General features: G+C 69.3%; 12 protein-coding genes. 6 read left to right on the top strand and 6 right to left on the bottom strand.

Going from position 1 to position 13,881, the window contains the following annotated elements; translation table 11 throughout:
• Positions 1-21 precede the first annotated feature (21 nt).
• A complete protein-coding gene (locus ACW9PK_RS04490; RefSeq protein WP_457016729.1) occupies positions 22-1,479 on the top strand; it encodes a tryptophan-rich sensory protein in 1,458 nt (485 codons plus the stop codon).
• A 4-nt stretch (positions 1,480-1,483) separates the two neighbouring features.
• On the top strand, positions 1,484-2,146 hold the full coding sequence (locus tag ACW9PK_RS04485; RefSeq protein WP_457016727.1) for a CPBP family intramembrane glutamic endopeptidase: 663 nt from the start codon (positions 1,484-1,486) through the stop codon (positions 2,144-2,146).
• Here ACW9PK_RS04485 and ACW9PK_RS04480 read toward each other — a convergent pair.
• Positions 2,112-2,366, bottom strand: coding sequence for a hypothetical protein (locus ACW9PK_RS04480; protein WP_240919151.1), 255 nt, complete (start codon positions 2,364-2,366; stop codon positions 2,112-2,114). The two genes, ACW9PK_RS04485 and ACW9PK_RS04480, sit on opposite strands and share 35 nt — an antisense overlap.
• 243 nt (positions 2,367-2,609) lie before the next feature.
• A complete protein-coding gene (locus tag ACW9PK_RS04475; protein WP_144999211.1) occupies positions 2,610-3,305 on the bottom strand; it encodes a TetR/AcrR family transcriptional regulator in 696 nt (231 codons plus the stop codon).
• Positions 3,306-3,400: 95 nt separating this feature from the next.
• On the opposite strand from ACW9PK_RS04475, the gene ACW9PK_RS04470 reads away from it, so the two are divergent.
• The 3 genes from ACW9PK_RS04470 to ACW9PK_RS04460 all read left to right on the top strand — a co-directional run bounded on the left by ACW9PK_RS04470 (position 3,401) and on the right by ACW9PK_RS04460 (position 7,058).
• Positions 3,401-4,975 (top strand): YhgE/Pip domain-containing protein, encoded by a 1,575-nt coding sequence (locus ACW9PK_RS04470; protein ID WP_368844938.1) that lies wholly within the window; start codon positions 3,401-3,403, stop codon positions 4,973-4,975.
• Between the two features lie 56 nt (positions 4,976-5,031).
• A complete protein-coding gene (locus ACW9PK_RS04465) occupies positions 5,032-5,535 on the top strand; it encodes a DUF4870 domain-containing protein (RefSeq protein ID WP_085108480.1) in 504 nt (167 codons plus the stop codon).
• Between the two features lie 269 nt (positions 5,536-5,804).
• Positions 5,805-7,058 carry an NRAMP family divalent metal transporter gene (locus ACW9PK_RS04460; RefSeq protein ID WP_368844937.1) on the top strand — a complete coding sequence of 418 codons (1,254 nt, stop codon included), beginning with the start codon at positions 5,805-5,807 and terminating at the stop codon, positions 7,056-7,058.
• A gap of 18 nt (positions 7,059-7,076) precedes the next feature.
• Here ACW9PK_RS04460 and ACW9PK_RS04455 read toward each other — a convergent pair whose 3' ends face one another.
• From ACW9PK_RS04455 to ACW9PK_RS04440, 4 genes are read right to left on the bottom strand one after another with little or no spacing between them, the layout of a single operon-like run.
• Positions 7,077-7,739, bottom strand: coding sequence for a GntR family transcriptional regulator (locus ACW9PK_RS04455; protein WP_457016723.1), 663 nt, complete (start codon positions 7,737-7,739; stop codon positions 7,077-7,079).
• Positions 7,736-9,538 carry an ATP-binding protein gene (locus tag ACW9PK_RS04450; RefSeq protein WP_457016721.1) on the bottom strand — a complete coding sequence of 601 codons (1,803 nt, stop codon included), beginning with the start codon at positions 9,536-9,538 and terminating at the stop codon, positions 7,736-7,738. The genes ACW9PK_RS04455 and ACW9PK_RS04450 overlap by 4 nt, the downstream gene beginning before the upstream one ends.
• The gene (locus ACW9PK_RS04445; protein WP_457016719.1) at positions 9,535-11,322 is read right to left on the bottom strand and encodes a 5-oxoprolinase subunit B/C family protein; all 1,788 of its coding nucleotides are present in this window, start codon (positions 11,320-11,322) and stop codon (positions 9,535-9,537) included. The genes ACW9PK_RS04450 and ACW9PK_RS04445 overlap by 4 nt, the downstream gene beginning before the upstream one ends.
• Positions 11,319-12,077, bottom strand: coding sequence for a LamB/YcsF family protein (locus ACW9PK_RS04440; RefSeq protein WP_368844933.1), 759 nt, complete (start codon positions 12,075-12,077; stop codon positions 11,319-11,321). Before ACW9PK_RS04440 ends, ACW9PK_RS04445 begins: the two co-directional genes overlap by 4 nt.
• Before the next feature lie 596 nt (positions 12,078-12,673).
• On the opposite strand from ACW9PK_RS04440, the gene ACW9PK_RS04435 reads away from it, so the two are divergent.
• Positions 12,674-13,813, top strand: a complete 1,140-nt coding sequence (locus tag ACW9PK_RS04435) for an LLM class flavin-dependent oxidoreductase (protein ID WP_457016717.1) — start codon at positions 12,674-12,676, stop codon at positions 13,811-13,813.
• The last annotated feature ends 68 nt before the right edge of the window (positions 13,814-13,881 follow it).

Raw genomic sequence — 13,881 nt, 5'->3', positions numbered from 1 at the left:
CGTTCACGGTTGGGAGTTCGCATGACTGAGACCGCACGGCTCGCCCTGGTCACGGGAGCCACGGGATACATTGGCGGCCAGGTGGCCCAGGAACTGTTGCAGCGGGGGTGGCGGGTGCGCCTGCTCAGCCGCAGTGCGGAGAAGGTGCGCGGCCTCCCCTGGGGGGACGCTGTCGTCCCCGATGGGCAGAGCGCCGAACCCGGCCGCGCGGAAGTGGTGGAGGGGGACGCCTCGGACGCGAGCGACGTCGCCCGCGCCCTGAAGGACGTGGACGTCGCGTGGTACCTGCTGCACTCCATGGGCGACTCCGAGAACTTCGTACAGGAAGAAGTGGAGATGGCGGAGACGTTCGCGCGGGCCGCCCACGACGCCCACGTGCAGCGGATCGTCTACCTGGGGGGACTGCACCCCACGGACGAACCGGTCGAGCAACTGTCCGATCACCTGCGTTCGCGCGTGGAGGTGGGGCAGGCGCTCATGGACTCCGGGGTGCCCACTGCGGCGCTGCAGACGGGTGTGGTGATCGGGGACGAGTCCTCGTCCTTCATCATGATCCGTCACCTCTCCGAGCGACTGCCGGGTGCAATCGCCCCCCAGTGGGTGCGCAACCGGATCCAGCCGATCGCCGTGGCGGATGTGGTGCACTACCTCGCGGGGGCGGCGGACCTGCCGTCGGACGTGAACCGCACGTTCGACGTGGGCGGTCCGGACGCCATCGAGTACGCGGACATGCTGGACCAGTACGCCCGGGCTGTGGGCAAGGGCGGGCGGTTCATGCTCACCGCGCCCGTGACCACCGCCGAGCTCGCGGCGTACTGGATCGGGCTGGCGACCCCCATCAGCTCCCGGCTCGCGCGGCCTCTGATCGGTAGCCTCCAGCACGACACCGTGCTGCACGAACGGGACCTGGACGATTACATCGGTGCCCCGGAGGGCGGGCACACGTCCTTCGCTGACGCGGTGCGCGCCGCCGTGAAGAACGAGGACCTCGGCCGGTGGCGCCGCGTCTTCCTGACCACCGCGGGGGCCGTGGCGGCCACGGCGGTGGCCGGTTCCCTGGCGACCGACCCCGGTTCGCGGTGGTACCGCACACTGCGCAAGCCCCGGTTCCAGCCCCCGGCCTGGCTGTTCCCCGTGGCGTGGACGGCGCTGTACGCGGACATCGCCGCGGTGGGCGCGCTGTCCATCGCGGATCTCGGGGAGAAGAAGCAGGAGAAGGAGAAGCGCGCCTACATCGCCGCGCTCGGGACCAACCTGGTGCTCAACGCCGGGTGGAGCATCCTGTTCTTCCACCGCAAGCAGCTCACCGCGTCCTCCGTGGAGTCTGTCCTGTTGACACTCAGCAGCGCGGACCTCGTGCGCCGTAGCGCAAAGGTGTCCCCCGAGAAGGGCGCTGTGCTCAGCCCGTACGCGGGCTGGACCGCGTTCGCCGCCGTCCTGACCAACACCCTCCGAGCACTCAATCGGCGCAGGAAGTGATGATGTGAGCGAGTACCGGGTCAGCCCCTACGGGGACACCACCCAGGCCACGCGCAAGCGCACCGTGTGGGTCGTGATCATCACGGGCCTCCTGGCCGCCGCAGGTCTCGCGTGGTCCCTGCGCATCCCCGCCGGGGACCCGTGGTTCACCCCCGCAACCTTCATCCTCGCGGGGGTATACATCGTGGGCAGTTCGATCGCCGTGCGGATGACGGGGGAGCGCCTGCCCTGGAAGGTCACCCCCAAGGGCTTGCGGGACGCGGTGATCGGAGGTCTGCTGCTGGCGGCGCTTTTCATCGCGGGCGGTTTCATGGTGCGGTTCGTGCCGTTCCTGGCCGGGCCCGTCCACGAACTGCTCAACCACGCCCGCGTGGGGAGCTTGTTCATGGTGGCCCTGACCACCGCGGTCAACGGCGTCGCGGAGGAGACCTACTACCGCGGCGCGCTGTGGCGCGTGCTCCCGCGGGGCCGCCGGATCCTCGTGACCACGATCGCCTACACCGCGGTCACGTCCCTGGCCGGCATCCCCCTGCTTGCGCTCGCCGCCGCCGCACTCGGCGCGTTCGTGGGGTACCTGCGCGAGCGCACGCGCTCCCTGGTCCCCGGGATCGTGACCCACCTGATCTGGTCGCTCACCATGTTGTTCGTGTTGCCGTTCGTGGTGTGACCGGCCCGTCCGGCTCGCGTTCGATCGCCCCCGGTCGTCCCGCGGCTGCGGGACTTCCGGGGGCGATGTCCGGGTCGATGTCCACCCCCTGGTCACGCGCGATCCGCGGGCCGGCGGGGACGTCCGGGTCGTCCAGGAACCCGTAGTGCAGGGTCAACTGGGTGATGTGATCGGACTCCGCACCCGTGCGATCCACCGTGACTGCGTCCTGAGGTGCCATGTGCGGGACGTTGGCGGGAACCGTGCGCGGTGAACACCTTCTCGTGGATGACCCTGTTGAACTGGGCGTTCTCGCTCAGCGCGAGGGGAGTGGAGACCGTGTTGGGGTGCGCGTAGACCAAGAACGGTGTGGTGGTCAGCAGGAACGTGCCCGTCACGGCCAATCCGTAGACGATCGCCAGTTGCTCGGAACTGCGGAACACTACCAACAGGACGAGCACCCCGAGGAGCAGGGGGTCGGGGATCAGGCGGGGCGCGTGAACGCGAGCCACATGGTGGGGATCACCTGCTGCGCGCCGTGCCCGGAGCCGCCCATGGCCATGTGGTCCGCGAGCTGGCCCGAGTAGCTGGTGAGCAGCATGCGGGCCACGTCCCCGGGGGAGACCAGGAACTCCAGGCGCTGGGTCTGCGCGACCCGCACGAGGGCCTGCTCGATGGCGTGGTAGACCCGCGCGCGGATGGGTGCCATCTGCTGGCGCACCTCGGGGAAGCGGAACGCCGCGAGGGACAGTTCCACGCGCAGGGCCTGCTGGTTCACGTTGGCCACCTGGCCCGTCACGCCCTCGATGATGCGGGTGACCACGTCCTCTACGTCCAGTCCCGAGCCGAGCCAGTGGTCCAGCTCCGTGCCGAGGGTGTCCACGAGCTGGGTGGCGAGGTCCTCGAACGCGAGGATCGCGAGTTCCCGCTTGGACTCGAAGTTGGAGTAGAACGCACCGCGCGTGAAACCGGCGGCCGCGCACAGGTCGCTCACCGAGGCGCCGTCGATCCCCTGCCGCGCGAAGACGGCCGGGGCGCTGCGGATCAGTTTGAGCCGCGTGGCGCTGCGGGAACGCCTGTCCCGCGCGGCCTGCTGTGTGGCAGGGTCATTCGTGACGGGCCGCGTGCCCTCCGAGAGGTCCGCAGCGGGTGCAGCGGGTGCGTCTGTCTGGTTGCTCACGTATCCATCGCCTCGTCTTCACATCTCGATACATCAGTGTATCGTGATCAGGAACCCCCAGACACGTCGTGCATTCCTCGCGCCAGGAGAAACCTGTGACACCCAAACACGCTCCCGCCCACTCCCTCCGGGCCCGACTCGGACGGCCTTTCGGCCAGGTCGGGTTCTGGCTGCTGCCCATGCTCGCGATCATCGCCGTGGGCGTGATCGGCACCGCCCTCTACCTGGGAGGCCTGTCCAGCCCGGACAAGCACTTCAAGGAGTTCCCCATTGCCGTGGTCAACCAGGACAAGGGCGCGGAGGTGCCCCAGGCCGACGGCAAGGCCAGCCAGGAGAACCTGGGCAAGGACCTCGTCCAGAAGTTCGCGGACAAGGCCGCGGAGGAGGACAAGATCGACCTCCGGCAGCTCAGCATCGACGAGGCACGGGAACAGTTGGATCGCGGTGAGCTCTACGCCGCCGTGGTGGTGCCCGAGTCCTTCTCCGAGGACACCGTGAGTCTCATCGAGGGGTCCCTCACCCGGGATAACGCCGCGCGCCCCGAGGTCACGGTCTACACGGACCCGCAGGCCGGTTCCCTGGGCACCCGACTGGCCACGGGGGCGGTCGAGCCCGGCGTGCGCGAGGCCAGCAAGAAGCTCGGCGAGCAGCTCTCGGAATCTGTGGCTCCCGCCGAGGAACAGGCATACAACCAGGTGCTGCAGCAACTGCAGCAGTCCCAGCAGCAACAATCCCAGCAGCTACAGCGCCAAGCCGCGCAGGGCGGCCCCGAGGTCCAGCAGTTCGCGCAGCAGGTGCAGAAGGCCCAGGAGGGCTCCGCGGAGCAGATCGCCCAGAATCTCTCGCCCACGGTCAGTTCCGTGGCCAAGAAGACCCTGGCCGACCCGGTGTCCATGGTCTCCAAGCCGTACAACGACCTCCAGGAGGGTACTGCGCTGGGGATGAGCGCCTTCTACTACTCCATCCTCCTGCTCGTGGTGGGGTTCTCCGGGTCCGTTGCCCTGAACCTGCTCATGGATGCGCGGATGGGTATGGCGCCCTTCGAGATGGGCCCGTTCTTCAAGGACTACGAACGCGCCGTGCTGCCCCGCCCGGTGGGCTTTCTCATGAAGTGGCTGACGTTCGTGGTCGCGGCACTGCCCGCGTCCGCGCTCATGATGTGGGTGGCCTCCGCCGTGGGCATGCCCGTTCCTCACGGGCTGCTCGTGTTCCTGCTCGGGTGGCTCGCGATGTCCACGGTCTCGGCCATCGCCCTGGCCCTGATCTCCGTGGGCGGTAGCGTGGGCATGTTGTTGTGCCTGGCCTACCTCGTCTTCATGGGCCTGCCCTCCGCGGGCGCCGTGGTCCCGTTGGAGGCGGTTCCCGGATTCTTCCGTGCGATCGCCCCGATCGAGCCCTTGCATCACATCTTCACGTCCATCCGCTCCGCGCTGTTCTTCGACGCGATCCCGGAGGCCGGTCTCACTACCGGGGTCATCGGACTGTTCGTCATGCTCGCGCTCGCTCTGCTCGTGGGCGTGCTGGGCGGTTGGGGCTACGACAAGTGGGTGGGTCTGCGCGGTTCCGACGGCGCCGCCAAGCACAGTGCGAAGTCTCCCGTGCCCGCCGGTGAGAAACCCCTCTCCAAGACTGCGGATAACCCCTCCGTGCCGAACGGCGCCTCCGCCTAGGCTGGAGCCAGGACACGACCAGTGAGCCTTCCCGGCTCGGACACCACGGAGATGACATGAGCTACGAACCGCAGCAACCGCGTCCCGACTACCGCTCGCAGGGACCCACGGGCCCCGGCGGGCCCGACCCCCGCGGCCAGCAGTACGCGCAGGGCGGCCCGCACGCCCAGGGTCCCAACGGCTACCGCGCGGGTTCCTCCGGGCCCCGGGACGACGAGCGCACCGTGGCCGTGCTGACCCACCTCGCGGGCCCGATCGCCGCGATCGTCTCCGTAGGCTGGCTCGGCTTCCTGGGCCCGCTCATCGTGTGGTTCGTCTACAAGGACAAGAGCCCGTTCCTGCGGTCGGCCGCCGCGGGCGCGTTCAACTTCAACGTGACCATGTGGCTCGTCAACCTGGTGGGCTGGATCCTGCTGTTCACGGTGATCCTCTCGCCCGTGGGGCTGCTGCTGATCGCCGCGTACTGGGTCCTGTTGCTCGTGTGCCACATCATGGCCGCGGTCAGGGCCGGCCGGGGCGTGGTGTACCGCTATCCCATGCAGCTGCCGATCCTGCGCTGAGCGCGCCGCCCCCACGGAGGGTGAGCCGCTCCTCAACTGCTGAGGCAGCGCGAAGCCGTTAATGGAAATCGAGGCATCGAAAAGCCACTTCGGTCCGTCCGAAGTGGCTTTTCGCTACCCAGAATCTCGGGCATGGTCTGGGGATGCCTCGGATATTGCCGCCGCGCCGTCAGTTGTCCGACAGTTCGCTGGGCAGATTGTTGAACAACCTATAGGCTGCCTTCATTGCACGAATGTGTCCCCGCTCGCGTGACCCCTTGGATGGAAGCATGTCCTCTGTCAGTCCCAGCCCGCAGCCCGGCGAGTCCGTGACCGAGGGCGGGAAAACGCCCCAGCGCACCACCGGGCACCGCAGTGCCCTGTTGGGGGCCATGTTCCTCATGGCCACGAGTGCCATCGGGCCCGGTTTCATCACCCAGACCACCGTCTTCACGGTGCAGTTGGGCGCTGCCTTCGCGTTCGCCATCCTCATCTCGATCCTCGTGGACATCGCCGTGCAGCTGAACGTGTGGCGGGTCATCGGGATCTCGGGTCGCCGGGCGCAGGAACTGGCCGGGAGGGTGTTGCCCGGTGCCGGGGCGGTGCTCGCGGCGCTGGTTTTCCTGGGCGGTGCGGTCTTCAACATCGGCAACATCGCGGGAACCGGTCTGGGCCTCAACGCCATGTTGGGCCTGGATCCCAAGATCGGCGGGGGGATCTCCGCCGCGATCGCCGTGTTGATCTTCCTCTCGAAGCGCGCGGGACTCGCGCTGGACCGCATCGTGGTGCTGTTGGGCGCCGTCATGATCCTGCTCATGCTGTACGTGGCCATCGTGGCGGCTCCGCCCGTGGGGGAGGCGCTGAAGAACACGGTGTTGCCGGAGCGGATCGACGTCCTGGTGATCACCACGCTGATCGGCGGCACGGTGGGCGGGTACATCACGTACTCCGGCGCGCACCGCATGATCGACTCGGGAGTCACCGGTGTGGAGAGCGTCCGGGAGATCACGCGCAGTTCCGTGCTGGGCATCCTGGTCACGTGCGTGATGCGTGTGTTGTTGTTCCTCGCGATCTTCGGGGTGGTGGCCGGCGGGGTCTCCCTCACGAGCGACAACATGGCGGCGGAGGCCTTCGGTGCCGCGGCCGGTGAGATCGGTGTACGGATCTTCGGTGTGGTGCTGTGGGCCGCGGCGCTGACCTCGGTCATCGGGGCCGCGTTCACGTCCATCTCCTTCGTGACCTCGTCCCAGGGCAAGCCGCGCACCCGGAACCTGCTCACCGTGGCCTTCATCGCGGTGTGCGCGGTGGTCTACCTCTTCCTGGGCCAGGCACCGCAGACCCTGCTGATCTTCGCTGGCGCGTTCAACGCCCTGATCCTGCCCGTCGGTTTCGCCATCCTGTTGTGGGTCGCATGGCGCCGCAGGGATCTGTTGCACGGCTACCGCTACCCGGTGTGGCTGCTCGTGGTGGGTGTCCTCGCCTGGTTGCTCACGGTGTATCTCGCGTGGAACTCCCTGGCGGGCCTCGCGAAGCTCTGGTCCTGATCCCGCCCACCCGACCCGTCAGGTCAGGTGCGCGAGGATCTCGTCCCGTGCCGCGGTCAGGGACTCCCTGAGTAGGTGCACGGCCCGGTCACGGTCGCCGGACTCGAGGGATCGCAGCACCTGGGTATTGCGCACCGCGTAGCGCGCGTGGAACTGCGGATCCGTGGACATCGCGTGGAACACCAGCCGCATCCGCGCCGACAACCGATCCATGACCGCGACCAGCTCCGCCGAACCGGACGACGCCACGAGCTCCCGGTGGAAGCCCTGGTTCGCATCCGCCATGGCCATCACGTCCCCGGCATTCCGGGCGGCGAGCGCCGAGGTGGTGAGCGCACTCAGCCGGGACAGCGACTGCGGATCGGGCGCACCCCACAGCATGGTGCCCGGCTCCAAGACGCAGCGGGCGGCGTAGAGGTCGCGGACGTCGTCGGCGTCGGGCTGTGCGACGAACACACCCCGGTGCGCGATCCGATCCACGAGGCGCTCCGCCGCCAACATGGTGAACGCCTCGCGCAAGGTGTTGCGCGAGACCCCCAGCTCCCGGGCCACGGCCTGTTCCGAGAGTTTCGCTCCCGGGGGCAGTTGACCGTTCGAGATGCGGGCGCGCAACTGCCGGGCCGCGTGGGCGCTCGCCTGGGCACTCGCCTGGGCGTTCTCGCGCGGCTCGACGGCCGTCACGCGATCTCTCCCAGCGTCTGCCCCTTGCGCACGGCGGACCCCTCCGCCAGGTCCGCCCGGGTCAGCGTGCCGGAGCGATGAGCGCGGACGGGCGTCTCCATCTTCATCGCCTCCAGCGTGAGGACGGTGTCGCCCTCGGCCACCTCGGCGCCGTCCTGCGTGGCCCACGTCACGACCGTCCCGTTCATGGGCGCCACCAGGCTCGTTCCTGCCGAGTCCGCATTGGGCGACGACGCCGCCCCGGTTTCTGCCCCCGCTCCCGCGGTCTCACCGGGCCGCGATTCGGCGCCCCCGGATGCCGAAGCGGACCCGGAACCTGCGACGGATCCGCCACCCAGGAGGGCGGCGGCAAGGTCTGCGGGCAGGCCCAGTTGATGGGCGCGCCCGTCGATCTCCACCGTGACCGTGGTGCGCTCGCCGGCCCCGGGCGCCACGTACGGGGAGGCCTCCAGCTTGCATGTGAACTCGTCCTCGATCCACGTGGTGTACACCCCCATCCCGTCCGGGGACGTGAACGCGGGCTCTTCCAGGACCGCCCGGTGGAACGGGACCACTGTGGGCACCCCGCGGATCACGAGCTCCCGCAGCCCGGCGCGCGAGCGTACGAGGGCCTGCTGCCGGTCTTCGCCCCACACGATGAGTTTGGCCAGCAGGGAGTCGTACTCGGCGGGCACCACGGACCCGGAACGCACGCCGGTGTCCATGCGCACCCCCGAGCCCGTGGGCGCCTCGAACGCCTCCACCGCGCCGGGAGTGGGGAGGAACCTGAGGGCCGGGTCCTCCGCATTGAGTCGGAACTCGAACGCATGCCCGTTCGGTGACGGGTCCTCGGTGAGGCTCAGCGCCAACCCGTCGGCCACGCGGAACTGTTCCCGCACGAGGTCCACGCCCGCGGTCTGCTCCGTGACGGGGTGTTCCACCTGCAGCCGCGTGTTGACCTCCAGGAAGGAGATCAGCCCGTCCGGGGCCACGAGGTACTCGACCGTGCCCGCCCCGGTGTACCCGGCCTCCCGGCAGATGGCGCGCGCGGATTCATGAATCGTCGTGCGCTGCTCATCGGTCAGGAACGGCGCAGGGGCCTCCTCCACGAGCTTCTGGTTCCGCCGTTGCAGTGAGCAGTCACGCGTGCCCACCACGATCACGGAACCGTGGGCGTCTGCCACGACCTGGACCTCCACGTGGCGGGGCTTGTCCAGGAAACGCTCCACGAAGCATTCGCTCCGCCCGAACGCCGACGTCGCTTCGCGCACCGCCGCCTCGAACGCCGCGTCGATCTCGTCCATGGTCCTGGCCACGCGCATCCCACGACCACCACCGCCGAAGGCGGCCTTGATGGCGATGGGCAGTCCGTGCTCCTCGGCGAATGACCGGGCCGCAGCGGCGTCGTCCACGGGACCGTCCGTGCCGGGAACCAGGGGAGCGCCGGCGCGCACGGCGATGGCCCGGGCGGTGACCTTGTTGCCCAGCTCGCGGATGACCCGGGCGGACGGACCGATCCAGGTGAGGCCGGCGTCCGCCACGGCCTGCGCGAAGTCCGCGTTCTCGGACAGGAACCCGTAGCCCGGGTGCACGGCGTCCGCGCCGGAACGGGAGGCCACGGCGAGCAGACGGTCGATATGCAGGTAGGTGTCCGCGGAGGCGGAACCGGGCAGGGCGTAGGCCTCGTCGGCCATATGCACGTGGAAGGCGTCGGCGTCAGGTTCGGAGTACACGGCCACCGAGGTCAGGCCGGCGTCCGCGCACGCCCGCGCGATCCGCACCGCGATCTCCCCGCGGTTGGCGATCAGGACCTTCTTCATGGTGTGTCTCCTGCGGTGTCGGATGCGGGGTGGGGCGGATCGGTGAACGTGAAGCGGACCGCGCTGCTCGGGGGTAGCTGCGCGGCGAGGGGGAGGTCTTCCGGAAGTACGACCCCGATCACGGGATAGCCGCCCGTCACGGGATGGTCGGCCAGGAAGAGCACCGGAACCCCCGAGTGGGGGACCTGTAGGGAACCGGCCACCACGCCCTCGCTCGCCAGTTCGCCCTCGCGGGAACGCTCGAGCGGCGGGCCCTCGGGGGGTTCCTCGAAGCGCACCCCCACGCGGTTGGACTGCTCACTCACGACCCAGTCCCGCGAGGTGAACGTCTCGAGTGCTTCCGGTGTGAACCAATCGTCACGGGGCCCCGGGCTCACCCGCAAGGTGACGGTCTCCTCGGGGGTGGGAAGCGTGACCGCCGGCGGTTCGGGCAACCCCACGGTCCGGCCCGCGGCGGCCTTGAGAACCGGGAGCTCGTCACCGGCGCTCAACGGGTCCGGTCCGATCCCGGAGAGCGCATCCGAGGAGCGGCTCCCCAGCACCTCGGGTACGTCGATCCCACCTCGCACTGCCAGATAGGTGCGCAGGCCTCTGTCCGGGGCTCCCAGGGTGAGGCGCTCGCCGTCGTACAAGGCGAACGGAGCGTGGCACGTGACGGCGCGTCCGCCGAGGGGTCCCTCGATCCGGGCCGGAGTGGGCGCGCCACTGAGGGCCAGTACGTGGTGCCCGCGGGCCGTGACCGACAGCCCACCCAGCAGCGTCTCGATCACGGCGGCCTCGGGCGAGTTGCCCACCAGCCGGTTGGTCTGCTCGGCCGACGCGCGGTCCGCCGCGCCGGAGGCCACCACGCCCAGGTCGCCTCGGCCGGGTCTGCCGCGGTCCTGGGGCAGGGACTGCATCCCGGGATCCTCGATCATCAGGGCGTGTTTCCGCTCCCGGCGCGACGCGGGTAGTGCCGTCTCTGAGGACACCGTCACGAGTTCGCGCACCGCCCGGTAGCGCACGGTGTCACCCGGTCGGATCAGGGCGGGCTCCTCCCGGTCCACGTCCCACAGCGGCGCGTCCGTGTGACCGATCAGCTGCCAGCCCCCGGGGGAACGCCGTGGGTAGACGGCCGAGAAGCGTCCCGCGAGCGCCACGGACCCGGCCGGCACCGCGGTGCGGGGCGAGTCCCTGCGCGGCACCTCGAGCGGATCGCCGTCGGCCACAAGGTACGCGAATCCCGGCGCGAACCCGCCGAACGCCGCCGTCCAGCCGGTTCCCGTGTGCGCCTCGATCACGCCGCGCTCGCCGAGCCCGGTCAGCTTTCCCACGGCGGCCAAGTCTTCGCCGTCGTAGACCACGTCGATTGCCACGTCCTTACCCGCGGCCGGCTCGGTGGAATCGAGCCGGATGTCGACGACGTCGCTCGCGGCCCTCCGCGCCGCGGCGGGAGTTGTGAAGGTCAGCAACACGGTCTCCGCGGCGGCCAGGACATCGAGCTGACCCGGGTACGGATGGGCACTCAGGTGGGCATGCAGCCGCATCACGTGCTCGAGCGAGGGGCACTCGATCAGGAAGGCCCGCGTGCCGGCCCAGCGCAGACCCGTCCGCGGCGGGGTGGCCGTGTCGGGTGCTGCCGACGAGGACGTGGCAGGCGCGGTGGCTCGGTCCCGGGGTGCGGTGCGCGGCGCGCCGGATCCGCTCCGCGTCACGTTGGCGGCTCGCGGAGTGGCCGGGAAGGGCGCGCCCGTGCCGTCGTGGGCGGTGCCCGGACCGTGCGTCGTCGAGTCGCGGCCGCTCACACGAACGACCGGATCGTGATACCCGCGCGCTCCAGACCCGCGCGGACCTCGGCGGCCATGGCTGCGGACCCGGGGGTGTCCCCGTGCACGCAAATGCTCTCGGCGGCGAGATGCACCGTGGAGCCGTCCACCGCGGTCAGCGTGCCGTGTTCGGCCAGGCGGATCATGCGCTCGGTGACCTGGGCGGCGTCGTGCAACACAGCGCCTTGCTCGCGGCGGGAGACCAGCGTGCCCTCGGGGGTGTACCCGCGGTCGGCGAATGCCTCGGCCACCCCGCGCAGTCCCGCCCGCTCGGCCTTGTCCAGGGCCACGGAACCGGGCAGCAGCAGCAACGGAAGGTCACCGCCGAACGCCTTGACCGCGTCCACGACCGCCTGCGCGTGTGCCTCGTGGTGGACGATCGTGTTGTACAGCGCCCCGTGGGGTTTGACGTATTCGATGGTCGCGCCGGCCGAGCGCGCCATCGCCTCGAGTGCACCCATTTGGTAGAGCACGTCGTCGGCGAGTTCTGTGGGGGAGCAGTCCAGGAACCGTCGGCCAAAACCGGCCAGGTCCCTGTACGCCACGTGGGCGCCCACGGTGACTCCTGCGGCCACCGCGTCCCGGCACGTCTGTGCCATGGTGCCCGGGTCCCCGGCGTGGAACCCGCAGGCCACGTTGGCGGAGGAGACGGAACGGAAGATGGCGGCGTCGTCGCCCATGTGCCAGTTGCCGAACGACTCGCCCACGTCGCTGTTCAGATCGATGACCGTCATGCGTGACCTCCGTCTCAGTGCCGAGTTCCAGAATGCCCCACCGGAAAGGATTGTTCAACAATTTCTGGCCCATCCGCCCGACTCGCACAACTTTCAGACACACGGAAGCCACAATCGACGGCCTGAAGTGGCCTCACGGTGCCTGAGAGTTCCATCGTGACCCTCAGGGTTCCGCCCCGCCGCGCCACGCCCCAGGCCCGGGTGTATCTGGGGCACGTCAAAGCCACCCGTGAACTTGTGGGCACGCCAAAGCTGCCCGTGAACTTGTGGGCACGCCAAAGCCACTTCGATGCCCCCGCGGTGGCGTTGGCGTGCCTGACAAGTCGGGGGTGGCCTCAAGGTGCCCCAAAGTTTCGGGGGTGGCCCCGAGGTGCCTCAAAGTTTCGAGTGTGTGGTCTCGGCATGCCCCAGATGTTCCGGGCAGTGCAAGGCCACCCGGATGCAGCCCGAGTGCCGTTCGCCACACCCGGGTATTTTCCCTGGAATAAATCCCCGCGGGGGTGCATTATGTAGGTAGTTCAAATTTGAAAGACCTACGGAACGGAGCCGCGGCGCCCGCGCTGCGGCGTCGTCGACCACAAGCCAAGGAGGCTGACATGCAACTCGGCATCTTCACCATCGGGGACGTGACCCAGGACCCCACCACCGGCGAGACCCCCAGCGAGAACGAGCGGATCAAGGCCACCGTGGCCATCGCCCGCAAGGCGGAGGAGGTGGGCATGGACGTGTTCGCCATGGGCCAGCACCACAACCCGCCGTTTGTGGCGCCCGCGAACCCGCCGATCCTCATGGCCCACCTGGCAGCGCAGACCGAGAAGATCCAGCTGGGCACCGCCACCACGCTGATCACCACGACGGACCCCGTGCGCATCGCGGAGGACTACTCGTACGTCCAGCACCTCGCGGGCGGGCGCGTGGACCTCACGCTGGGTCGCGGCAACACCGGGCCCGTGTACCCGTGGTTCGGCAAGGACATCCGGCAGGGCATCCCGCTGGCCGTGGAGAACTACCAGCTGCTGTACCGGCTGTGGCGCGAGCAGAGCGTGAACTACTCCGGTCGCTTCCGCACGCCCCTGCAGGGCTTCACAGCCACGCCGCGCCCGCTGGACGACGTCCCGCCGTTCGTGTGGCACGGTTCCATCCGCTCCCCGGAGATCCCGGAGCAGGCCGCGTTCTACGGTGACGGGTTCTTCCACAACAACATCTTCTGGAACAAGGAGCACACCGAGCGCATGGTGGACTTCTACCGCCAGCGCTACGAGTACTACGGCCACGGCTCCTACGATCAGGCGATCGTGGGTCTGGGTGGTCAGGTGTTCATGGCCAGGAACTCGCAGGACGCCATGCGTACGTTCCGCCCGTACTTCGACAACGCGCCGGTCTACGGTCACGGGCCGTCTTTGGAGGACTTCACCGAGCAGACCCCGCTGACCGTGGGATCCCCGCAGCAGGTCATCGAGCGCACGTTGTCCTTCCGCGGGTACGCGGGTGACTACCAGCGTCAGCTGTTCCTGGTGGACCACGCCGGCCTGCCGCTCAAGACCGTCCTCGAGCAGATGGACATCCTGGGCGAGGAGGTCGTCCCGGTGCTGCGCAAGGAGTTCGACGCCGCTCGCCCGGCCCACGTGCCCGAGGCCCCCACCCACGAGTCCCTCGTGGCGCGCCACGCCGCGGGCAAGGACCCGATCCCCGGCGGTGGCCCGGATTCGCAGGCCGCGAAGGATCGCGCACAGTAGGCGGAGGCCGCGCAGCGCGACCACGAGAACGCCAAGTAAGTTCACGTACCACGTCAGAGAGAAGGACA

Source organism: Kocuria sp. MNB10 (assembly GCF_054073685.1).
The sequence above is the reverse complement of the archived record's forward strand: the minus strand, read 5'-3'. Positions and strand labels throughout refer to the sequence as shown.

What these genes read in the sequence shown, in the direction of transcription:
- ACW9PK_RS04435 (WP_457016717.1), top strand. Translation starts at nt 12,674, where the DNA reads ATGCAACTCGGCATCTTCACCATCGGGGACGTGACCCAGGACCCCACC.
- ACW9PK_RS04480 (WP_240919151.1), bottom strand. Translation starts at nt 2,366, where the DNA reads ATGGCACCTCAGGACGCAGTCACGGTGGATCGCACGGGTGCGGAGTCC.
- ACW9PK_RS04460 (WP_368844937.1), top strand. Translation starts at nt 5,805, where the DNA reads ATGTCCTCTGTCAGTCCCAGCCCGCAGCCCGGCGAGTCCGTGACCGAG.
- ACW9PK_RS04450 (WP_457016721.1), bottom strand. Translation starts at nt 9,538, where the DNA reads ATGAAGAAGGTCCTGATCGCCAACCGCGGGGAGATCGCGGTGCGGATC.
- ACW9PK_RS04440 (WP_368844933.1), bottom strand. Translation starts at nt 12,077, where the DNA reads ATGACGGTCATCGATCTGAACAGCGACGTGGGCGAGTCGTTCGGCAAC.
- ACW9PK_RS04490 (WP_457016729.1), top strand. Translation starts at nt 22, where the DNA reads ATGACTGAGACCGCACGGCTCGCCCTGGTCACGGGAGCCACGGGATAC.
- ACW9PK_RS04465 (WP_085108480.1), top strand. Translation starts at nt 5,032, where the DNA reads ATGAGCTACGAACCGCAGCAACCGCGTCCCGACTACCGCTCGCAGGGA.